This window comes from Marinobacterium aestuarii (genome assembly GCF_001651805.1).
Classification (GTDB): domain Bacteria; phylum Pseudomonadota; class Gammaproteobacteria; order Pseudomonadales; family Balneatricaceae; genus Marinobacterium_A; species Marinobacterium_A aestuarii.
In genome coordinates this window covers 3020188-3041641 of the sequence record NZ_CP015839.1, presented here as the reverse complement: position 1 = coordinate 3041641, position 21454 = coordinate 3020188, and the positions used below count along the sequence as shown (strand labels likewise).

The following is a 21454-nucleotide window of genomic DNA, read 5'->3' as shown; positions in this document are numbered from 1 at the left end:
GCTTTGCCGTGCCTCAGGGGTAGGAATTTAGGGTCTCAGCCTGGAGGAGGCTGACCGCGTTTGGGACTATCAGGGCGCGCTGGGCAGATGGCTGTTCCAGCGCTGCTGTAAACAAATGCAGGTCAGTGTGGTCCAGCGTCGTCTGTATCCGGCTGCCCCTAATCCATCGAGCCTCATTTACCCTGATTGTTATTGCTCCAGTTCCTCTTTGAGGAGTAGTAAGTTGCTGCGCACCCAGCTGCGCCTGATAGGGCCCCAATCCATGACCCGGTAGAGACCGCAGTTATTGCGCTCGCCATTGCTCTGTTCAAAGATGCAGCGAATGCCGATATCTTCGAGGTCCTTGAGGCTGTCCTGCAGGGTGCGTCTTGGCATGCCGGTTTTTTCCTGCAGGGTGCGCAGGTTGTGTCGGCCATTATCTATCAGCCATGCCAGATAGATTTTGCGGAAGAACGCGCGTTGAGATCTGCGGGTCATGTGCCGGTTCCTCTCGTACGTAACTGCAATCAGCCTAGTCCAACGCACGCAGTCTGACCATTTTCAGGCGCGGCAAGGCTTTCAGGCTGATGCGTGGCACATCATCCACGGTGTTGAATAGTACTCGCACCCGGGGGGGCTTTACGGTAAGCTGCGCCGCTTAGCTGTATCCTGGGCCGGTGCCGTATGAACAACACGTCAGGGCCTGCCGACCGATTCCACATTACGGACATTCATGACTGCTTTTTCCTCTCTCGGACTTTCCGACGCACTGCTGCGTGCTGTGCAAGAGCAGGGGTACGATACCCCATCCCCAATTCAGGCCCAGGCAATTCCGGTTGTACTGGAAGGCCGCGACTTGCTGGCTGCCGCCCAGACCGGTACCGGTAAAACCGCCGGTTTTACCCTGCCAATGCTGCAACTGTTATCCGAACACCGTCCACCGGACGGCCACCAGCTGCGTGCGCTGGTACTGACCCCCACCCGCGAACTTGCCGCCCAGGTAGGTGAGAGCGTCAGCACCTACGGTCGTCATCTGCCGTTGCGCTCGGCCATCGTCTTCGGTGGTGTCAGCATCAATCCGCAGAAAGATCTGCTGCGCCGCGGCGTCGATATTCTGGTGGCGACACCGGGCCGCCTGCTGGATCTGCAGGGGCAGGGGTGCGTTGATCTGTCCCACGTCCAGATACTGGTGCTCGACGAAGCCGACCGCATGCTGGACATGGGCTTTATCCATGACATCAAGCGCATCCTGAAACTGTTGCCCAAGAAACGTCAGAACCTGATGTTCTCGGCGACTTTTTCGCCGGAAATTCGTCGCCTGACCAGCGATATACTGCACAACCCCACCAGCATCGAAGTGTCGCGCAATGTTACGGCGCACAAGATCGAACAGCGTTTTCATGCAGTGGAAAAAACCGAGAAGATGACGGTGCTGGCGCACATGATTCTGGCTGGCAACTGGTCCCAGGTACTGGTGTTCTCCCGTACCAAGCACGGTGCCAATCGTCTGAGTCAGCAGCTTGAACGCAACGGTATCAGTGCCGTGGCCATTCATGGCAACAAGAGTCAGAATGCCCGTACTCGTGCGCTGTCCGACTTCAAGGGCGGTCTGGTGCGGGTGCTCGTGGCCACTGATATCGCGGCCCGTGGTCTGGATATCGACCATCTGCCCCATGTGGTGAACTACGAGCTGCCGAACGTTCCGGCGGACTACGTGCACCGTATTGGCCGTACCGGTCGTGCCGGTGCCAGTGGCGAGGCTGTGTCTCTGATCAGCCGTGACGAAGAAAAGGAATTCCGCGCCATTGAGCGTCTGTTGCGCCAGAAGTTCGATGTCCAGCCCGCGCCTGCGGTGGATCTGGACATGCTGCAGGCCAGCGCCGCCAACTATGTGCCCCAGCCTGAAGCACCGGCTGCTGCACCAAGAGCCGCCAAAAGTGGCAATGGTCAGCGTCGTGGCGGCGGTCAGGGTCGCGCCAAACCTGCGGGCGGCGATCAGCCTCGCCGTGCCAGCGGTAATGAAGCGGCACCGTCGCGTCGCCGTCGTCCCCGTCGCAGCACGCCGGCCTAACCGACACGCGCTGTAGCGGCACCCTCGGGTGCCATCCCGCTGCCGGCCCCCTGTGATCCTTGCCCTGTGCATTGATCATGGCGGGTCGGCAGTGTCGTTTCCGAGGCAGTTGTCCCGAGTGCTCTCTTGCAGGACCTGGCCTGGCTCTCGGTATCCTCAGGATCTTGTCAGGGCTTGACCAGGCGCTGGCCCGACACCGCCGGGTGATAGATCGGCTGCACGGTGTTGCCGGCGGGGTCCTGGCAATAGAAGCTGCGCACCCCGGGGTCATTGCTGTGGTTGTGGGGGCGGGCGAGGATCTCAACACCCTGTTGTGCCAGGTAGTCCGCCCAGGCGTCCACATCGTCGGGCTGGTCACAGATAAAGCCGAAATGATCCAGCCGTTGCGGCCCGCTTGCACGTTCACTTGCGCTGCCACGACTCAGTGACAGATTGTCGTTGCCCAGCGTCAGATAGACCAGATTCTGGTGCGGACGGTGCAGTACCTGCATGCCCAGCAGTTCAACGTAAAAGCGCTCCACTTCTTCCAGGTTTTCCACCGTAAAGGCGATATGGCGCATGCCGTTGAGGGCGTTTGGCCGGCTGCTCATTGGGGCTCTCCTTGTTTTGAGTAGGGTTTGTAATTAAAGTATTTGTAAATTGTGTACATAACATAATAATTATTGCGAACACTTACAATCGGAGATCCCCATGTACTGTATTTTTATCAGTGTCGACCTCAAGCCCGGTGCCAAGGCCCGCTACCTGGAGCTGATCGCTGAGAACGCCCGGGCGTCGGTGGAACGGGAGCCAGGCTGCCATACCTTTGATGTGCTGCTGGATCGGGAGCAGGACAACCGGGTGTATCTGTACGAGGTATACGAGAGCCCGCAGGCCCTGCAGGCCCACAAGGAAACGCCGCACTACCTGCGTGACCGCGAACAGATCAATGCCCTGATCGAGCGTCAGCAGGTACTGCGGGCCGATGTGGCGGGCTTCTTTCCACCGCGGGGCTAGATCAGTGTGACTTCAACAGGGTTTGGCAGCGTTTTCTGTGTGCCGGCGTGAAGGTTTCCGATGGGCCGCCTTTGCCGAGTGATTGGCGGGCACGCTTGCTGTTGTAAGATAGGGAGCTGTGGTAAAAGTTATTCGACTTTGTTGAGCCGGGCTCTATTTATGAAAAGCACCGAATATTCAGCGTGGAATCCCGGTCTTGAAGCAGATCTTCCGGTTGAATACCGACCCCTTGAAACCCTCCATCGGCCGGAGAATGTCTTCACTCGACTTGCCGATGTGGCAGAAATTGCACAGCAGGTTGGGCTCGCACAGGACGAATTAGTCGCCTTCAGGCCTGAGCGCCTGGTGGTGCATGAGCTACTGGTGCGAGTCACTGCTGATATAGTGGCGTTGGAGGGGGAGGACGAAGTCGGTCTGGGCATACACTTTCGCGAGATTGCCGAGAAGATTTATATCGGTTATATCCATCCTAATCTGGAATCGATTACGCAGGCGCACGCCGAATTACGCCAGCAAGTCGAAGCCCGGGTACACCAGGAGCTGACAGCTTCACTCTTTGCGCCGGCCCCGGCCAAAGAGCCCAGAAAACGCTTCGCTGTGCTTCATTTTTTTCTAAAGCCCAAGCCCAGGCCCGGCGCCCTGATCCAGGAATCCACCCAGGAAAAACAGTATCGCATCATCGCCGGCTTCAAGCAGAAGGGCCTCGTCGAGCAGGATCCCCTTGCCAGGGCTGTCTACAGAAGTCTTTATCGCGTTCTCGGCTCTATCGCGGGTACCAGCGGTTTTGTCGGCTCGGATATGGAGTATCTGGTACGGCTGGTCACAAACCATGTGTGCAACCGCTATGGCAGCCTGGTTCTTGGCCACCAGATAGCGCCTATGATTGAGCGGGCGATTGAGCAACTCGGGCTGACGCCAACCACCCCGGCAGAAAAACCGGTGCTGATCAGCCTGAAAGGGGCATCCGCTGCGGGCAAAAGCTCCCTGCGCGCCAGGCTGCAGAAAATCATGGGCGAGCATGGCATTCAACCGGGTGGCTATGCCACCATCAGTCCCGATATCTGGCGGCGCTTCCTGCTGGACTACGACGCGCTGGGGGAGGCGTACAAGTATGCCGGGCGGCTGACCAGCAAGGAGGTGGCGATCATCGATCGCAAACTCGACTACTATATCCGCGACAAGGCGAAACGGGATGCTTCCATCCCCCACCTGCTGGTCGACCGCTTTCGCTTCGATAGCTTTTCAACGGAAAGCATATCGCGAATACTGCACAGCACCTATGCCAGTTATGTCGATACGATGCTCATGTTTTTCGTCATAACGCCGCCGGAAGAAACTGTTGCCAGGGGCTGGGAGAGGGGTTTAAAAGTCGGGCGCTACAAAGCCGTGGAGGACTTTCTCGGTCACAGCGCCGAAGCCTATGTCGGTATGCCGAAACTGTTCTTCAAATGGCTGGCGTGCCGCAAACCGGTTTTCAAATACGAGTTCCTGGATAACAGTGTGTCCAAGGGAACCTATCCCAAGACCATTGCCTTCGGTAATCAACAGGAAATGACCATTTTCAATGCCCTGGCATTTATCGATATTGAGCGCTATCAGAAAATCAATATAAAGGCCAAGTCATCCGAAGACGTTTATCCTGACAACGGGGCATTGTCCGTCAATAACAACATGGGGTTTTTAATGAAATGCATCAGTAACATCCCTGTGATCAATTTTATTGACGAGACAACCAACGGCACTTATCTGCGAGTAACGTCAGGGGAGTTTGAGGTTGTCAGTCCCCGACTAATGATAGAAAAATTGTCCGACCCCGAGATACATGAAATTTTTCTTTCGATGGCGCCGACAGTGATTGAGAGTCTGGGGCTGGACGTTTCAGGTGCTGGCTCGGCCCTGGCACAAAACGACGCCTGACCCCGCAGCCGGACACTGCCGGCTGCATCTCAGGTCTTACTGGTCTTCACCCGCACGCAGCGGTGCAAAGCTGGGGGTGAAAATGTCCTCAACCGGTGGATGCAGGTGCGTGCGTTCCGGGTAGCTGGCGCGCAGGCGGTCGTACTGGTCCTGGGCGCGCCGGTGCCAGTCGGCGTAGGGCACTCCTTCGATGCGGTAATCCTCCACCCGGATGCGGCCATCGACGATCACGGTTTTGAAGTCGCTGCCGCTGCCGTTCATGACCATGGTCTGGATGGGGTCGACACGCTGGCCAAGGTGAAAACCCGACAGGTCGAATACAGTGATATCGGCCTTGGCGCCGGGTGCCAGGCGGCCAAGGTCCTCACGCCCCAGGGCGCGGGCGCCATCGAGGGTGGCGGCGTTATAGAAGTCGGCGGCGCTCACCGCCTGGGCGTTATCCTCCTGCACCCTGTTCAGCATCACGCCTGCGTGCATGTTGCGGATCAGGTCCGCCGGGAAGGTATCGGTGCCCAGGCCAATATTGATGCCGCGCTGGCGCAGGCGGCTGAAGCTGTTCAGCGCCTTGCCACTGCGCCCGAAGACGATGGGGCAGTGCACCAGGGTGCTGCCGGAGTCCCGCAGGCTGTCCAGTTCCTGTTCGATGTTCTCGCGTCGCGCCTGGGCGCCCCCCAGAAAGAGGCCGTGGGGCAGCAGGGTGCGCGGGCCCAGGAAGCCAATCTCCTGCAGCAGCGCCAGCGACGAGGTGCCAAAACGCTGCTCCATGGTATCCACTTCCAGCTGTGACTGGCAGCAGTGCAGCCGTACCGGGCATTGCAGCGCAGCGCTCGCGTCGCGGGTGCGCTCCAGTAATTCCTGGGTGCAGCCTTCGATACGATCGGGGGCTAGCATGGCGCGTACCAGGCCCTTGTGGCTGTTGTCGTAGTCCTGCGCAAAGCGGATGGCATCGTCGAGCCCCTGCAGACCGCGAGCTTCATCCCAGTGCATGTCAAAGCGCCCGTCCGGGCGGATCATTGACAGACCGGTGCGGTAGGCCGGCCCCAGATAGACGCGCAGGCCCATCTCGGCGGCGATGTCGCTGGCGCGGGCAAATTCGTCGTGGGTTTCGGCCCATTCGCGGTACAGCAGGGAGGTGATAGGCAAGGCTGTAGTGATGCCGTTGTGCAGTAACTGGGCATAGGCATAGCGCTTCATGAAATCTTCGTCGTTGCGGTCATACACTTCCCGCGGGCCCTGCTCGACGTAGCTGCTGGCCCAGACGCGGCCACAGCGCCAGGCCGGGCCGTTGTCAAATGCCAGCACGGTGGAGTCCAGGTCCGCCAGCGCATCCAGATCGATAAAGCCGGGGCCGACGATGGCGTTGCCGGCGTCGATCTCGTGATCGACCTGGCCGCCATAGCCGAAACCGCAGAAGATAATGCGGTCATCCTGATAGACCACTTCGCCGTTTTCCAGCAGGCGGTGGCCGGTGCCATCGAAGCCGATAACGTAGCGGCCGGTAATGCGGGTGGTACTCATGGCAGGGCTCCTCGTTCAGACCAGGCATTCGCCGTTGCGGGCAACAATGCGGCCGGCCTTGCAGACCAGGCTGCGCGGCGGGCGGCTGACGATGGCGTGGGTGGGGGTTTGGGCGTCCACCAGCACGAAGTCGGCGCTGCAGCCGGTGTCCAGGCCGTAGTTTTTCTCACCCATCACCCGGGCGCCACCAAAGCTGCAGATATCCAGGATCATTTCCAGCTCGTCATCCTGGCGGTAATTGCTGCGAAAGCCCATCAGCATGGCACGCTCCAGCATGTCCGCATTGCCGTAGGGGCCCCAGGCATCACGGATGCCGTCCGAACCCGCGCAGATTTTTACGCCGGCCTCGTACAACCGCTTGATCGGCGGGAAGGCGATATGGCCAGGGCCATGGGTCATGATGGTGATATCCAGCGCCTGGAACTGGGTGATCAGCTCGCCCAGCTGGGCGTCGGGCAGCATGCCCAGGCAAAAGGCGTGGCTGATGGTGACCTTGCCCTGCATGCCCAGCGCCCGGGTGCGCTCCAGGATCAGCTCGATGGAGGTTGCCCCCAGCTGGTCGGCTTCGTGCAGGTGAATATCGATACCCACCTGCTTGCGCTCGGCGATATCAAAGATGCAGTCCAGGTGACCGGCGGGGTCACGGTCAATGGCGCCGGGGTCGATGCCGCCCACAAGGTCCGCGCCGGCGTCTATGGCCGCTTCCAGCAGCTCTCTTGTGCCGGGGCGAATCATCAGGCCGCTCTGGGGAAAGGCCACCAGCTGCAGGGTCATGCTGTCGCCAAAGGTTTCCTTGCTGGCCAGTACCGCTTCGATACTCGACAGGCCTATCTCGGTGTCCACATCCACGTGGGTACGGATATGGGTGGTGCCCATGCGGATGGCCTGGCGGATCTGGTTGGCGGACTGTACCTCGGCGCTGAGGTTGAGCTCGCGGCGCAGGCGGCGTTCGTTCTCGATCTTGTCGATAAGGCGCGGGCCCGCCTGGTGGCGCTGCCAGGGTTGTCCCCAGAAGGTTTTGTCGATATGGGTGTGGGCGTCGACCAGGCCCGGTAGCAGCAGTTGGCCGGCGCCATTGATAACCTCTGTCTCGGCAGCATCAAGGCCTGTTCCCTGGGCGGCTATTTTGCCGTTGCGTATCAGCAGGTCGGTGGCGTTTCTGCCCAACGGGCGTACATTTCGGATCAGCAGGCTGTTGTTATGCATTGTTGTATTAGCTCCCATCACGAAAAAAAGGCAAAGGCAGCCCGGGACCGTGCAAGGCAGGGTCTGGCGGGGTTGTATCGGTCAGATGGCAGCGGCTATTGCCGCTGCTGCCGGGGTCAGGCGAATACTTTTCTCAGGTCGACGTGCTGTTCCAGGGGTGGGTCCAGGTCGAGCTGGTTTTCGAGTTCCTGCAGGTGTTGCTCCATAACGGCAACCGCCTGTTCGACGCGGTGCGCGGCGATGGCATCGATCAGGTCATGATGCTCGGAGCAGGCCCGGTCACCGGCGCTGCGGCCATTGGCCGAGTGGGAGCGCTGGTACAGCGCGACTATAAGCGAGGCGCGGGAAATGATTTCGTGCAAAAACTGATACAGCACCGGGCGCTCGGCGAGGGCGCCTATCAGCAGGTGGAATTCCCCCGACAACCGGATGCGCAGGCTCTTGTCGCCGCTGCTGTGGGCTTCATGTTCGCGATGGACGTGTTTCTCCAGCATCTGCCGGTCCTGGGCGCTGCACTTGCGTGCCAGTTCGCGCACCATCTCTAACTCCACCAGGCGGCGGGTCTTGAACACTTCCAGTGCCTCTTCGCGACTGGGTCTCGCCACGAAGGCGCCGCTGTTGGGTATCAGCGTGACCAGGTGATGATGGGCCAGTTGCTGCAACAGCTTGCGAACATTACCCCGGCTGATATCGAAGGTGTCGCAGAGGTCGTCTTCCTTGAGCCTGGTTCCGGGTAGCAGCTTGTGGGAAACAATGGCCCCCCAAACGCGCTGGTAAGCCGCATCAAGCTGATTGTTTACGGACGTCTTGTCGGTGCCCATGGCAGGTTTCTCATTCTGTAAAAATGATCATCAGTACAGCACAGAGGATGCTTTCTGTGCAGTCCCGTCAGGCGTGCAGCTATGGGCCTGCGTCGGGACACTGAAAACTAGGCTAGCGCGCTTGTGCTAACGATGCAATAGATAATCGTTAACGAAAAATCGGACTTGTGTCCCGACTACCCCGCTGGGGCGCCTAATCCTGCCTGAGTGAAATTATATCAAGCGCAGCCAGAGAATCTGCGGGGCTTCCAAGTAGCTGAATTGCGGAGATATGCGCCCGTAAGCTGACTGGCGAGTCAAGCAAGGTTAAATATTTTTACTTGACAGTCACCACGGGGTGGTATGTATTGAATGCAGGATCGTTAACGAAAAAATATTTGATCGTTAACCTCTGGTGCCGGATTTGTCGCAGAGTCAAAGGTGACAATTCCGGTGGAACCTTGACGGTAAGAGCAGCAGCTACGAGAGAATAATAATGCGAAGAAAACTGCTTTGTGTAGCAATGACCGTAACTCTGGGTCTAGGCGCGGCGATGGCGTCGCAGGCGAACACCCTGCGCATGGCCGAAGCCTCGGATATAGCGTCGCTGGATCCCTATTCGGTGACCGAAAGTAATACCCTGGGTTTTCTGCACCATATTTACGAGCCGCTGGTGCGTTACAGCGCCGACCTCCAGCTGGAGCCGGCCCTGGCCACGAGTTGGAAGCTGGTTGAGCCCAACGTCTGGCGCTTTGAGCTGCGCGAGGGGGTCAGCTTCCATAATGGCAATAGCTTGAGCGCCGATGATGTGGTGGCCTCGATCAAGCGAGCCATAGATCCCAATGCGCCGATCCGCGTCAATGTGCCGACGGTGGTGGATGCCCGCAAGGTGGGCGAGCTGAGCGTCGAGATAGTGTTGAGCACGGCCGATCCGCTGCTGCTGAACTATCTGACCACGGTGTATATCTTCGACAAGGAATGGATGACCGAGAACAATGCGCTCCAGGCCATTGATCTGCGCAAGGGTGAGGAGAGCTACGCCACCACCCATGCCAACGGTACCGGCCCCTTCACCCTTGAAAGTCGCCAGCCCGATGCCAAAACCGTGCTGGCGGTCAATCCCAAGTGGTGGGATACGCCGCAGCATAACCTGACCCGTATCGAGTTCACCCCCATCTCCTCCGATGCGACCCGCGTGGCCGCCCTGCTGTCCGGCGAGATTGATCTGATGTACCCGGCGCCGCTGCAGGATGTCAATCGCATCAATGCCACCGCAGGCGTCAAGGTGCTGCAGGCGCCCTCGCTGCGTACCATTATGTTTGGCATGAATCAGCGTGACGACCAGCTGCACGATTCCGATATCAAAGGCAAGAATCCGCTCAAGGATGTGCGGGTGCGCAAGGCGCTCTATCAGGCCATCAATATGGAGCTGATCCAGAAAAAGGTGATGCGCGGCAATTCCCGCAATTCAGCCCTGGTGGTGGCGCCGGAAGTGCCGGGCTACGACGCCGCGCTTAATCAGCGCTTCCCGTTCGACCCAGAAGCGGCCAAGGCGCTGCTGGCGGATGCCGGCTATCCGAATGGTTTCAGGGTTGGGCTCGACTGCACCAATGATCGTTATGTAAATGACGAGGAAATCTGTCAGGCGGTGGTGTCCATGTGGGCCCGCGTTGGCATCAAGGCCAACCTGACTGCCCAGAGCAAGGGCAACCACTTCCAGAAAATGCTTGGCGGCGGCTCGGACATCTATATGTTTGGCTGGGCGACCCTGCCGATGCTGGATACTTTCAGTGCCCTGGCAGGTTTCCTGGCGACACCGGCCGACAAACTGGGCACCTGGAACCCGGGTGGCTATTCCAATGCCCGTATCGACAGCCTGATCGATCAGATTTCCGGCGAACTCGATGAGCCCAAGCGTCGTGCCATGCTGGCGGAAACGCTGGAAATAGCACGCGATGAGGTGGCGGTGATCCCGTTGCATCAGCAGCCGTTGTCCTGGGGCATCCGTGAAGGTATCACGCTGCCGCAGACGCCGGATGACACACCACGCCTGTGGTATACAAAGGTTAACTGATAGTCGCGGCCGGCCCTCGGGGTCGGCCGTCTGCTCACTCTTATCCGTTATCCGCAGGAGTCATTCCCATGCTTAGTTTTTTAATCCGTCGGCTGGGGCAATCGTTGCTGGTGATGCTGGCCGTGGCCTTGCTGGCCTTCAGTATGTTCCGTTTCGTTGGTGATCCGGTCACCAACATGATCTCCCAGGACGCCTCAGTCGAGGAGCGCGAACAGCTGCGCGACAGTCTTGGGCTGAGCGAACCGCTCTATGTGCAGTTTTCCACCTTTGTGGTGCAGGCCGCCCAGGGTGATTTCGGTATTTCTTACCGCAACCAGCGTCCGGTGTCGGATCTGATTGCCGAGCGCATGCCCGCTACGCTGGAACTGGTGGCGGTGGCTTTTGTCATCTCGCTGCTGGTGGGCGTGCCTATGGGCGTCTATTCGGCGCTAAAGCCCCATAGCTGGCTCAGTCATGTGTTCCAGACGCTCTCGCTGATCGGCATATCCTTGCCCACTTTTGTGACCGGCATCCTGCTGATCCTGACCTTCTCTGTGACCCTTAACTGGCTACCCTCCTTTGGGCGTGGCGAGGTGGTGAACATCGGCTGGTGGAGTACCGGTCTGCTGACAATCAGCGGCCTGAAATCGCTGATTCTGCCGGGCATCATGCTGGGGCTGTTCCAGGTCACGCTGATCATGCGACTGGTGCGGGCCGAGATGATGGAGGTGCTGCGCACCGACTACATCCGTTTTGCGCGGGCTCGGGGCTTGAGCAACCGTGCCGTCAACTTTGGCCATGCGCTGAAAAATACCCTGATGCCGGTGATCACCATTATCGGTCTGCAGCTCGGTGCCATGATTGCTTTCGCCATCATTACCGAAACCGTATTCCAGTGGCCCGGCATGGGCTTCCTGTTTATTCAGGCGGTGAGCTTCGTGGATATCCCGGTGATGTCCGCCTATCTGCTGCTGGTGTCGCTGATCTTTGTTGTGATCAACATGATCGTCGACATGCTGTATTTCATGCTGGATCCGCGCCTGTGCGCCGATCGCGGCACCGCCAATTCACACTAGGAACCTCGCCATGACAAGTACCCATCGCCTTGTTTCAACGCGTGGAGGGCAAGCACCATGCAACGTTTAATGACTATGCGCGACGACTGGCACCGCTTTCTGGACAGCGATCTGTTCTACAGCTTCAAGGGCTCGCGCATTACCGTGATCGCCACCCTGGTGACGGTAGTGATGATACTGGCGGCGCTGTTTGCGCCCTGGATCGCACCGCACAATCCGTTTGATGTCGCCACCCTGGACCTGATGGACAGCGAACTGCCGCCGATGTGGCTGGAGGGCGGTGATGCCCGCTTCCTGCTGGGGACCGACAGCCAGGGCCGCGATGTGCTCTCGTCCATGCTCTACGGCCTGAGGGTGTCCCTGGTGGTGGGGTTTGCCGGGGTCTTCGTGGCCATGATCATTGGCGTGAGCCTGGGGCTTTTGAGCGGTTTTCTCGGTGGCGTGGTGGATGCCTTCATCATGCGTGTGGCCGACATGATCCTGAGCTTCCCGGCCATCCTGGTGGCGCTGCTGATCAACGGTATCGCCCTGAGCTTTCTGCCCCAGGAGGTGATGCACGAGTCGGCCCTCTATGTGCTGGTGCTGGCCATCGCCCTGACCAGCTGGGTGCAGTACGCCCGCACCGTGCGTGGCTCCACCATGGTGGAGAAATCCAAGGAATATGTGCAGGCGGCCAAGGTGATCGGGCTGCATCCGCTGCTGATCATGATCCGCCATGTGCTGCCCAATGTGCTGGGGCCGGTGCTGGTTATCGCCACCATCAACCTGGGCCTGGCGATTCTGACCGAGGCCATGCTGTCGTTCCTGGGCGTGGGCATGCCGCCGACCGAGCCGTCGCTGGGCACCCTGATCCGTATCGGCAACGAGTTCCTGTTCTCCGGTATCTGGTGGGTGGTGATCTTCCCGTCGCTGACGCTGGCGCTGCTGGTACTGGCGGTCAACCTGCTGGGTGACTGGCTGCGCGATGCGCTGAACCCGAAATTGCGCTGAGAGGAGAGCTGAACATGAATAACAACAAGAGCACTAACGGCGCCCTGCTTGAAGTCAAAGGCCTGCGTATCGAGTTTCCGACCAGGCGCGGCACTCTCACGGCCATCGACGGTATATCCCTGAGCCTCAACGCCGGTGAAATTCTGGGTGTGGTGGGGGAGTCCGGTGCGGGTAAATCCCTCACCGGTACCGCCATTACCGGCTTGCTGGAGCGCCCGGGGCGTATTGCCGGTGGCGAGATTCACTTTAACGGCCAGCGCATTGATAACCTGCCGAGCGAGGCCATGCGCAAGCTGCGCGGCAAGCAGATAGGCTCCATTTTTCAGGATCCGCTCACCAGTCTCAATCCGCTGTACAGCGTCGGCCGCCAGCTGATCGAGACCATTCGCACCCACACGGATCTCACGCCGCGCCAGGCCCGGGCGCGGGCCATCGAGATGCTGACCCAGGTGGGGATACCGGCGCCGGAGCAGCGCATCGATCAGTACCCGCATCAGTTTTCCGGTGGCATGCGCCAGCGGGTGGTGATCGCGCTGGCGCTCTGCGTCGATCCCAAGCTCGTGATTGCCGATGAGCCGACCACGGCGCTGGATGTGTCGGTGCAGGCCCAGATCATCGATCTGCTCAAGACCCTGTGCCGCGAGCATGGGTCTGCGGTGATGCTGGTGACCCACGATATGGGGGTTATCGCTGAAACCTGCGATCGGGTGGCGGTCATGTACGCCGGCCGGCTGGTGGAAGTCGGCCCGGTGCAGGAGGTGATCAAGCATGCGCGCCACCCCTATACCCGCGGCCTGATGGGATCCATTCCAAAGCTGGGGGAGGAGGTGGAGCACCTGGTGCAGATCGACGGCGCCATGCCGCGTCTGAGCCATATTCCCAAAGGCTGCGCCTTTAACCCGCGTTGCCCCTATGCCACGGCGCGCTGCCGTGAGGAAAAGCCCGAGTTTGCTCATGCCGGACAGGGTGAGGTGGCCTGCTGGCTGTGGGATGGCGTGGATCCCGCCACCGATCCCGATCAGCTGTTTGCGGAGGTGGCGCTGGCGCAGCGCGCCAGACATCAGGCGGATGGAAGCCGCTCTGCGGTAAAGAAGTCCGTACAGGCCTGCGGGCAGGAGGTGGAATGATGAACGCACATGTAGCGCAAGACCCCGTGACAATGGCCACCGACAAAGCGGCGGCGGAGCCGATCCTGCGGGTGCGTAACCTCAAGCGGCACTTCGATGTGTCGCCGCCCTGGCTCAACCGGGTGCTGGAGCGCAGGCCACGGCAGTTCCTGCGGGCGGTGGATGGCATCGATTTCGAAATCCACAAGGGCGAAACCTTTGGCCTGGTGGGCGAGTCGGGTTGTGGCAAGTCGACGGCGGCGCGCCTGGCGGTTGGGCTCTATGCGCCCAGCAGCGGCAGCATCGAATTCGAGGGTGTGGATATAGGCCCGCTGAGTCGCAAGCAGATGGCACCGCTGCGCAGCCGCATGCAGATGATTTTTCAGGACCCCTACGCCAGCTTCAACCCGCGCTGGCGGGTCAAAAAAATCATCGCCGAGCCGATCCGGGTGTTCGGTTTGATGAAAACCGCGGCCGAGGTGGACGCGCGAGTAGCCGAACTGCTGACCCAGGTGGGCCTGATGCCGGCGGACGGCGACAAGTACCCCCATGAGTTCAGCGGCGGGCAGCGCCAGCGCATCTCCATTGCCCGCGCCCTGGCGAGTAATCCGGACTTTATCGTCTGCGATGAGCCGACCTCGGCGCTGGATGTGTCGGTGCAGGCGCAGATTCTCAATCTGATGCGCGACCTGCAGCGCCAGTATCGCCTGACCTATATGTTTATCAGCCACGACCTGGCGGTGGTCTTTCATATCTCCGATCGCGTCGGGGTCATGTATCTGGGCGCCATGGTGGAGCAGGCACCTTCCGCCGAGCTGCTGCGTAACCCGCGTCACCCCTATACACGCATGCTGCTGGATGCCATTCCGGATCTGGACATGAGCGGGCGGGCGCGTACGCCGGTGAGTGGCGAAGTGCCCAGCCCGATTTCACCGCCCAGTGGCTGCACCTTTCACCCGCGCTGCCCCCACGCCAATGCGCGCTGCACCTCAGAGCGCCCGGCCACCATCGCCACAGACGGTGGTGGTCAGGTGGCCTGCCACGCAGTAGAGGAAGGGCGCATCTGACGCCACACCCCTTACCAGGTTGTACCTCCGGTGCCGCGTTGGCCCGCCGGCTCCTTAGCGCTGGCGGGTCCTTGTTCGCGCCGGGATTGACAATGCAGCACGCGGGCACAGGGCCCGTCTGGAGATTCATGATGGAATTTGATTTTACGCGCCTGAGCAAGCAGGAAAAATACAAGCTGCTGGTGAGCTTTGTTGTACCGCGCCCCATCGCGCTGGTGACCAGCCGTTGTCCCGACGGGGTCAACAATGCCGCCCCCATCAGCTTTTTCAATGTGTTCAGTGACGAGCCGCCGCTGCTGATTCTGGGCATTCAGCACAAGCCCGGCGGTAGCCCCAAGGATACGACGCGCAATATTCATGCAACCGGCGAATTTGTCGTCAATATGGTAGACGAGAGCATTGCTCGCCAGATGATTGTCTCGTCGATTGATTTTCCGCCGGAGGTGGACGAACTGGAGGCCTCGCAGCTGACCTGCGCCGACAGCAGTCAGGTGATGCCGGGGCGTATTCTCGAGGCGCCGGTGGCATTTGAGTGCCGCCTGGAGCGCAGTGTGGAATACCCCAACCGCTCGATTATCTTTGGTGAAGTGGTGAACATGCACGTGCAGGATCAGTATATCGATGCTGAGCGGCTGCATGTGCGCTCACCGGCCTACTGCCCGATCTCCCGCATGCACGCCGATACCTACACCTCGACGCGGGATCAGTTCCAGTTACCGAGAGTCAGCTATGAAGAGTGGCTCAACAGTTGCGAGCGACGGATCAATCAGGCCTGATGGCGCCCGTCATGAGGGTATGGGCTCTGTGCCCGGTGCTCCTGAGCGCACAGTGCCGCTGGGCGGCGGGCATTGGCACAGCGGACCAGCCGTGGGGGCTGCCCTAACCCCGTCGGGCATGCTACATTCAATTCCATGTCCCAATCCCGATCTGCCATTGATACCAAACCTTATGCCCGCGCCGGACAGGCGGATCGTAGCAAGATCTTGCTGCGCTGCCTGCACCTGACCGTCGGTTTGCTGGGCCTGCTGGCGTTCCTGCTGACCGGGCTTTATCTCTACCTGGAGTTGCCAGACCGTGGCGATACGCTTCAGGTGTACAGCATGTTGTATCGCGCCAATCATATCTATCTGCTCTGTGCGGCCCTGCTCAATGTGCAGCTGGGCTGTTACCTCAGTGTGCTGAATCTTCCCCTGGCTCGTGGGCTGCAATGGACCGGATCGCTGCTGCTGTTGCTGGCGCCTGCGCTGCTGTTGCTGGCCATCTTTGATGAGCCGGTGAATAGCGGGCCTGAGCTGCCCTATACCTTGCCGGCGGTGATCGCGCTCTTCGCGGGTGTGACCCTGCATGCGGCGGCTCGTGTGCTGGCGCGTCGGCAGAGTCGCTGAGGCGATATGAACTATCTGGCCCACTTTCACCTCGCCACCCTGGCGGGCAGCTCGCTGACCGGCAATTATCTCGGTGATGCAGTCAAGGGGGCAGCGCTGGATGCCTGGCCCCAGGCGATCGCCGAGGGGATTCGGCTGCACCGCAGCGTCGATGCCTTTACCGACCAGCACCCTGATGTACTGCGTACCCTGGCGCTGATCGAGACGCCGCGGCGCCGATTTGCCGGCATTATCGTGGATATGGCGTTCGATCACTTCCTGGCGCGCCACTGGGCGTCATTTCACGCTGACCCCCTGGCTGACTTTAGCCGCGCCGTTTACGCAACCATGGCACCCGAAGCGCACATGATGCCGGCCCTTGCACGGGCGCGTTTCGAGCGCATGCGGGAATACGACTGGTTGCTGAGTTACCAGCGGCTGGAGGTGATCGATCGGGCGCTGGATTCCATCGCCGGGCGCCTGAGTCGGCGTACCGCGCTCTATGGTGCAGCAGAAGAGGTTGAGCGCCACTATGGGGCGCTCGAAGCGGCGTTTCTGTGTTTTTATCCGCAGCTGCTGCACTGGGTGCAGCAGCCTGAACGAGCCGGAAAGGTCGAGGGCTAAAGGCCCGGCTTTCAGGCCTGGGGCAGAGCCGAGGTCTGTGCCAGCAGACGCGGCAGGCTGGCAATGATGGCGATAATCGCGGCGATGCCCAGCAGCCAGCAATAATAGATGCTGCCAATCAGCTCGAGCGGCGACAGCGCAGCTATGGAGCCTGCCAGCAGGACCTGGGCGCCGTAGGGCAGCAGGCCCTGGACCACGCAGGAGAATATATCCATCAGGCTGGCGCTGCGCCTTGGGTCCACCCCGTGGCGCTGGGCAATGTCCCGTGCCAGTGAGCCGCTGAGAATGATCGCTACGGTATTGTTGGCGGTCGCGAGATTGGCCAGTACCACGCTGGCGGCGATGCTGATTTCACCGCTGCGACGCTGACTGCCCCGGGCCAGCCGATCGATCAGGCGAGCAAGGAATTCCAGTCCGCCCTGGTGTTTCATCAGGGCACCCAGGCCACCAATCAGCAGTGACAGAATCAGGATCTCCTGCATGCTGCCATAACCCGCGTAGATGTCGGCCGAGAGCCTGGCCAGGCTGTAGTCGGCAATTTGGATCAGGCCGACCAGGCCCGCCAGCACTATGCCGCTGAGCAGCACCAGCATGACGTTCAGCCCCATGACCGCCAGTACCAGCACCGCCACATAGGGCAGCACCTTGATCAGGTCATAGTCTTGCGGGGCATTGATGCTGCCGCCGCTACCCTGCAGGTAAAGTACCACCAGGGTTACGAGGGCCGCCGGAACCGCAATCATGAAGTTGAGGCGAAACTTGTCACGCATCTCGCAGCCCTGGGAGCGGGTGGCGGCGATGGTGGTGTCGGAGATGATTGACAGGTTGTCACCAAACATGGCGCCACCAATCACGGTACCCACGGTGAGCGTCAGCGGTAGGTCGGTGGCCTCGGACAGACCCACGGCCACAGGTGCGATGGCGGCGATGGTGCCCATGGAAGTCCCCATGGAGGTGGCGACAAAGGCGGTAATCACAAAGAGTCCCGGCAGCACCAGGGATTCAGGCACCACGCTGAGACCGAAATTCACGGTGGCATCCACACCGCCCACGGCCTTGGCGACGCTGGCAAAGGCACCGGCCAGCAGGTAAATAATGCACATGGTGATGATGGTGCTGTCGCCCACGCCCTTGATAAAGGTCTCGATGCGGCTATTGAGCGCACCGCGCCCGAGCAGCAGGGCCAGCACTATGGCGGGCAGGATCGCCACCGGTGCTGAAATCTGGTAGAAGGCAAAGTCGGTGTCCTGTGCCTGGTAGTACAGACCGCTGCCAATAAAGAGTGTCAGGAACAGCAGCAGGGGTAGCAGGGCGATCGCTCTGGGTTGCATCGCAGTCTCCAAGGGTGTGCCGCCGGGTAGGCGACGGATAAATAACAGGGCGCTGGGGTAAAACGCCTTAGTGGTCAGGTTCACTGCAGTGCGACTGCGCGGATGATTCTGACGGCAAGCGCGGCATTATACGGATAGCACTGCGCGCGACTAAAGATTGTCTGGTTATATTCTAATAAGTTCTTACTGATTGCTTTTATATAACTACAGTCCCTTGTATGACACTGGCGCCGGGCAGGGCTTGCGGCTAATATGACTGTCTATTTATACAGTTATCGACGCCATGATTCTTTATATCGCAGAAAAACCCAGCCTCGGCCGCGCCATTGCCGATGTATTGCCCAGGCCGCATCAAAAAGGCGACGGTTATATTCGCGCCGGTAATGGCGATACCGTCAGCTGGTGTATCGGCCATCTGCTGGAGCAGGCCGAGCCCGATGCCTATGATCCGGCGTTCAAGCAGTGGCGCCTCGAGCATTTGCCCATACTGCCGCAGCAGTGGCAGTTGACGCCCAAGCCCAAGACCCGCAAGCAACTGACAGTACTGCGCAAGCTCGTCAAGGAGGCGGATCAGCTGATACACGCCGGTGACCCGGACCGCGAAGGCCAGTTGCTGGTGGATGAGGTTATCGAGTACCTGGGCGTCAAGGATGCCAAGCGTGCGGCGGTGCAGCGCTGTCTGATCAGCGACCTGAATCCTGACGCCGTGCGGCGGGCACTGCAGCGTCTGAGACCCAACCGGGAATTTGTACCGCTGTCCACCTCGGCTCTGGCCCGCTCCCGGGCAGACTGGCTCTACGGGCTCAATATGACCCGTGCCTACACCATTCAGGGGCGCAAGGTGGGGTACGACGGCGTGCTGTCGGTCGGCCGGGTACAGACACCGTTGCTGGGGCTGGTGGTGCGCCGGGATCAGGCGATTGCCGCCTTTGTACCCAAGCCGTTTTATGAGGTACGCGCGCATCTGCTGACGGCTGCGCAGGAAGCCTTCCATGCCAAGTGGCAGCCCAGCGAGGCCTGTGCACCCTATCAGGACGAAGACGGGCGGGTGCTGTCCAGGCCGTTGGCCGAAAATGTGGTTCAACGCATCAGCGGGCAGCCCGGCACCGTGCTTGAGGTCGAGCAGAAACGTCGTCGCCAGGCGGCGCCCTTGCCCTATAGCCTTTCCAGCCTGCAGATTGATGCCGCCAAACGCTTTGGTTTCAGTGCCAAGGAAACCCTGGATATCTGCCAGAGCCTGTACGAAAAGCACAAGCTGATTACCTATCCCCGCTCTGACAGCCGCCATCTGCCGCTGGAACATCTGGCGCGCGCGCCTCAGGTGCTGGGTGCCATTGGTCACAATAGTGAAGCGCTGAAAGATGCACTGGCGGCCACGGACAGCCGGCGCAAGAGCCAGGCCTGGAATGACAGCAAGGTAGATGCGCACCATGCCATCATACCGACCGAGAAGAAGCAGGCTGCAAGCGGGTTGCAGGGGCGGGAGAAACAGCTGTACGAACTGATCGCGCGCCAGTATGTGGGGCAGTTTCTGCCTGACTTCGAGTATTTTGAAACCCGGGTGGAAATCGATATCGCCGGCGGGCGCTTTCGCACCCAGGCCCGAGAAGTCATAGTGCCGGGCTGGAAACCGTTCTTTGGGCGTCAGGAGCCCGCCGGTGATGAGGCGACGCAACTGCTGCCCGCGCTCAGTGTGGGTCAGGTCTTGCAATGTGAGCGTGGGGAGCTGGTGGAAAAGATGACCCAGCCACCCAAACACTTTACCGATGCGACCCTGCTGGCCGCCATGACCGGTATCGCCCGTTTCGTGGAAGACCGCTCAATCCGCCAGATTCTGAAGGATACCGACGGTCTGGGTACAGAAGCGACTCGCGCCGGTATTATCGAGCTACTGTTCAGGCGCGGATTTCTGGAACGTCGTGGCAAGGCGATTCACGCCACGGCCGCAGGTTGTGGCCTGATCGACAGCCTGCCGCGGCAAACCACACTGCCGGACATGACGGCGCAGTGGGAGGCGCGCCTGGAGGCCATCTGCCAGCGTGAGGGTAGTTACGGCGACTTCATGGGGGCGCTGGTGACTGCACTGGGTGAACTCATTCAGACGGCCAGCAATACGTTACCCCAGGGGCTGCAGGGCGTTCGCAGCGCCACCCCCGGGCGTGGTCGACGCAAGACGAGTACGGCGAGCGGTGCCGCTCGTAAAGCGCCCCGCAAGAGCGCGTCTGCAACGTCCGCCCGCAAGGCTCCGGCCAAGCGGCGCAGCCCCGCAAAATCAGCCAGCAAGACTAGCTAAGCCTGTCTGCCAGAGTTCACTCCTGTTTTTGCTACAAGCGGGCACCAGACAGTTGTGTGGGGCCTGGGGCAGGCGTAGAGTTCAGCGCGCCGCGCCAAAGCCCATTGCAAAGGCAGGGTTGCTGGTGCGGGACCTGGCCCATCCGTTCGAGATGGTTTCTGAGCGATTTTGCGAGAGAAATACTACATGGATCTGGTTTTGTCACCGGAGTTGCTGGCGGCGCTGTTTGGTGTTGCGCTGCTGGCGGGGTTTATCGACACCATTGCAGGCGGCGGTGGCCTGCTGACGCTGCCGGCCCTGTTGCTGGCCCAGGTGCCGCCGGTGGCGGCATTGGCCACCAACAAGCTGCAAAGCTCCTTTGGTAGCCTGACGGCGGCACTGACCATGTTGCGCCGGGGAATCGTCAGGTTCGAGGATGTGCGTGGCATGGTGGTCGGGAGTCTGCTGGGCTCGGTACTCGGGACCCTGCTGGTGCAGTTTATTAATCCCGGCATTCTGATGTTTCTGATTCCGCTGGTACTGGTGGTGATCGCGCTCTATTTCCTGCTGGTGCCCACCGCAGGGCTGGAGGAAACGCCGGCGCGCATGAGCCGGCGCCTGTACAGCATGACGCTTGCGCCGCTGGTGGGGTTTTACGACGGCTTTCTGGGGCCAGGCACAGGGTCCTTTTTCGCCTTCAGCAAGATCTGGTTTCGCGGGCGTAACCTGCTGGGCGCTACCGGAGCGGCCAAGGTGATGAACTGCGCCAGCAATGTGGCTTCACTGGTGGTCTTTATCGCAGGTGGCAAGGTGGTCTGGAGTCTGGGTGTGGCGATGATCGCGGGGCAGATTCTGGGCGCGCTGATTGGCAGCCACACCATGATTCGCCATGGCAGCCGGATTATTCGCCCGCTCGTGGTTGGCATGTGCCTGTTGATGGCAGTCAGCTATATCTGGAAAGAAGTTCTGTAGCGCAGCTCAATGCCGGCCGTAGAAGGGATGTCTTTAAGCGGGGGGAGCAAGGGATGCTGTGAATGTTTTGGGCGTTTTGGGCGTTTTGGCGTTTGGCTTTAGGGCGTGGGCA

Annotated in this window: 19 protein-coding genes; 13 read left to right on the top strand and 6 right to left on the bottom strand. The window is 60.3% G+C overall.

From position 1 onward, the window contains the following. Nucleotides 1-189: 189 nt before the first annotated feature. The gene (locus A8C75_RS13340) at nt 190-477 is read right to left on the bottom strand and encodes a helix-turn-helix domain-containing protein (protein WP_067292016.1); all 288 of its coding nucleotides are present in this window, start codon (nt 475-477) and stop codon (nt 190-192) included. Between the two features lie 235 nt (nt 478-712). Here A8C75_RS13340 and A8C75_RS13335 point away from each other — a divergent pair, with 235 nt between their 5' ends. Continuing rightward, entirely contained in the window at nt 713-2050 is a 1338-nt protein-coding gene (locus tag A8C75_RS13335; RefSeq protein WP_067383203.1) for a DEAD/DEAH box helicase, read from the top strand. A 167-nt stretch (nt 2051-2217) separates the two neighbouring features. Here the strand turns inward: A8C75_RS13335 and A8C75_RS13330 are convergent, their stop codons facing one another. After that, nucleotides 2218-2640: a VOC family protein gene (locus tag A8C75_RS13330; protein WP_067383200.1), complete on the bottom strand. Its 423-nt coding sequence runs from the start codon at nt 2638-2640 to the stop codon at nt 2218-2220. A 100-nt stretch (nt 2641-2740) separates the two neighbouring features. Here A8C75_RS13330 and A8C75_RS13325 point away from each other — a divergent pair, with 100 nt between their 5' ends. After that, nucleotides 2741-3046: a putative quinol monooxygenase gene (locus A8C75_RS13325; protein ID WP_067383197.1), complete on the top strand. Its 306-nt coding sequence runs from the start codon at nt 2741-2743 to the stop codon at nt 3044-3046. Nucleotides 3047-3106: 60 nt separating this feature from the next. Further along, nucleotides 3107-4963, top strand: coding sequence for a zeta toxin family protein (locus tag A8C75_RS13320; RefSeq protein WP_227819915.1), 1857 nt, complete (start codon nt 3107-3109; stop codon nt 4961-4963). A gap of 36 nt (nt 4964-4999) precedes the next feature. Here A8C75_RS13320 and A8C75_RS13315 read toward each other — a convergent pair whose 3' ends face one another. The 3 genes from A8C75_RS13315 to A8C75_RS13305 form a co-directional block, all read right to left on the bottom strand. After that, complete coding sequence (locus A8C75_RS13315) at nt 5000-6481, bottom strand: amidohydrolase family protein (RefSeq protein WP_067383192.1); 1482 nt, start codon at nt 6479-6481, stop codon at nt 5000-5002. 15 nt (nt 6482-6496) lie between these two features. Continuing rightward, nucleotides 6497-7687 carry an amidohydrolase family protein gene (locus A8C75_RS13310; protein ID WP_067383189.1) on the bottom strand — a complete coding sequence of 397 codons (1191 nt, stop codon included), beginning with the start codon at nt 7685-7687 and terminating at the stop codon, nt 6497-6499. Between the two features lie 116 nt (nt 7688-7803). Beyond that, nucleotides 7804-8508, bottom strand: coding sequence for a GntR family transcriptional regulator (locus A8C75_RS13305; protein ID WP_067383186.1), 705 nt, complete (start codon nt 8506-8508; stop codon nt 7804-7806). 502 nt (nt 8509-9010) lie between these two features. On the opposite strand from A8C75_RS13305, the gene A8C75_RS13300 reads away from it, so the two are divergent. The 8 genes from A8C75_RS13300 to A8C75_RS13265 all read left to right on the top strand — a co-directional run bounded on the left by A8C75_RS13300 (nt 9011) and on the right by A8C75_RS13265 (nt 16767). After that, nucleotides 9011-10561, top strand: coding sequence for an ABC transporter substrate-binding protein (locus A8C75_RS13300; RefSeq protein ID WP_084784063.1), 1551 nt, complete (start codon nt 9011-9013; stop codon nt 10559-10561). Between the two features lie 68 nt (nt 10562-10629). Continuing rightward, nucleotides 10630-11616: an ABC transporter permease gene (locus A8C75_RS13295; protein WP_067383180.1), complete on the top strand. Its 987-nt coding sequence runs from the start codon at nt 10630-10632 to the stop codon at nt 11614-11616. A 57-nt stretch (nt 11617-11673) separates the two neighbouring features. Then, nucleotides 11674-12606 (top strand): ABC transporter permease, encoded by a 933-nt coding sequence (locus A8C75_RS13290; protein ID WP_227819914.1) that lies wholly within the window; start codon nt 11674-11676, stop codon nt 12604-12606. Between the two features lie 14 nt (nt 12607-12620). After that, complete coding sequence (locus A8C75_RS13285; RefSeq protein ID WP_067383175.1) at nt 12621-13733, top strand: ABC transporter ATP-binding protein; 1113 nt, start codon at nt 12621-12623, stop codon at nt 13731-13733. After that, a complete protein-coding gene (locus A8C75_RS13280; protein WP_227819913.1) occupies nt 13730-14779 on the top strand; it encodes an ABC transporter ATP-binding protein in 1050 nt (349 codons plus the stop codon). Before A8C75_RS13285 ends, A8C75_RS13280 begins: the two co-directional genes overlap by 4 nt. A gap of 131 nt (nt 14780-14910) precedes the next feature. Further along, entirely contained in the window at nt 14911-15555 is a 645-nt protein-coding gene (locus tag A8C75_RS13275) for a flavin reductase family protein (RefSeq protein ID WP_067383172.1), read from the top strand. Between the two features lie 135 nt (nt 15556-15690). Continuing rightward, nucleotides 15691-16164, top strand: coding sequence for a hypothetical protein (locus A8C75_RS13270; protein WP_067383169.1), 474 nt, complete (start codon nt 15691-15693; stop codon nt 16162-16164). 6 nt (nt 16165-16170) lie between these two features. Beyond that, complete coding sequence (locus A8C75_RS13265; RefSeq protein ID WP_067383166.1) at nt 16171-16767, top strand: acyl carrier protein phosphodiesterase; 597 nt, start codon at nt 16171-16173, stop codon at nt 16765-16767. A gap of 11 nt (nt 16768-16778) precedes the next feature. Here the strand turns inward: A8C75_RS13265 and A8C75_RS13260 are convergent, their stop codons facing one another. Further along, nucleotides 16779-18098: a Na+/H+ antiporter NhaC family protein gene (locus A8C75_RS13260; RefSeq protein ID WP_067383163.1), complete on the bottom strand. Its 1320-nt coding sequence runs from the start codon at nt 18096-18098 to the stop codon at nt 16779-16781. A 283-nt stretch (nt 18099-18381) separates the two neighbouring features. Here A8C75_RS13260 and A8C75_RS13255 point away from each other — a divergent pair, with 283 nt between their 5' ends. Further along, nucleotides 18382-20391, top strand: coding sequence for a DNA topoisomerase III (locus A8C75_RS13255; protein WP_067383160.1), 2010 nt, complete (start codon nt 18382-18384; stop codon nt 20389-20391). A 186-nt stretch (nt 20392-20577) separates the two neighbouring features. Beyond that, nucleotides 20578-21342 (top strand): TSUP family transporter, encoded by a 765-nt coding sequence (locus A8C75_RS13250; protein ID WP_067383158.1) that lies wholly within the window; start codon nt 20578-20580, stop codon nt 21340-21342. Nucleotides 21343-21454 lie beyond the last annotated feature (112 nt).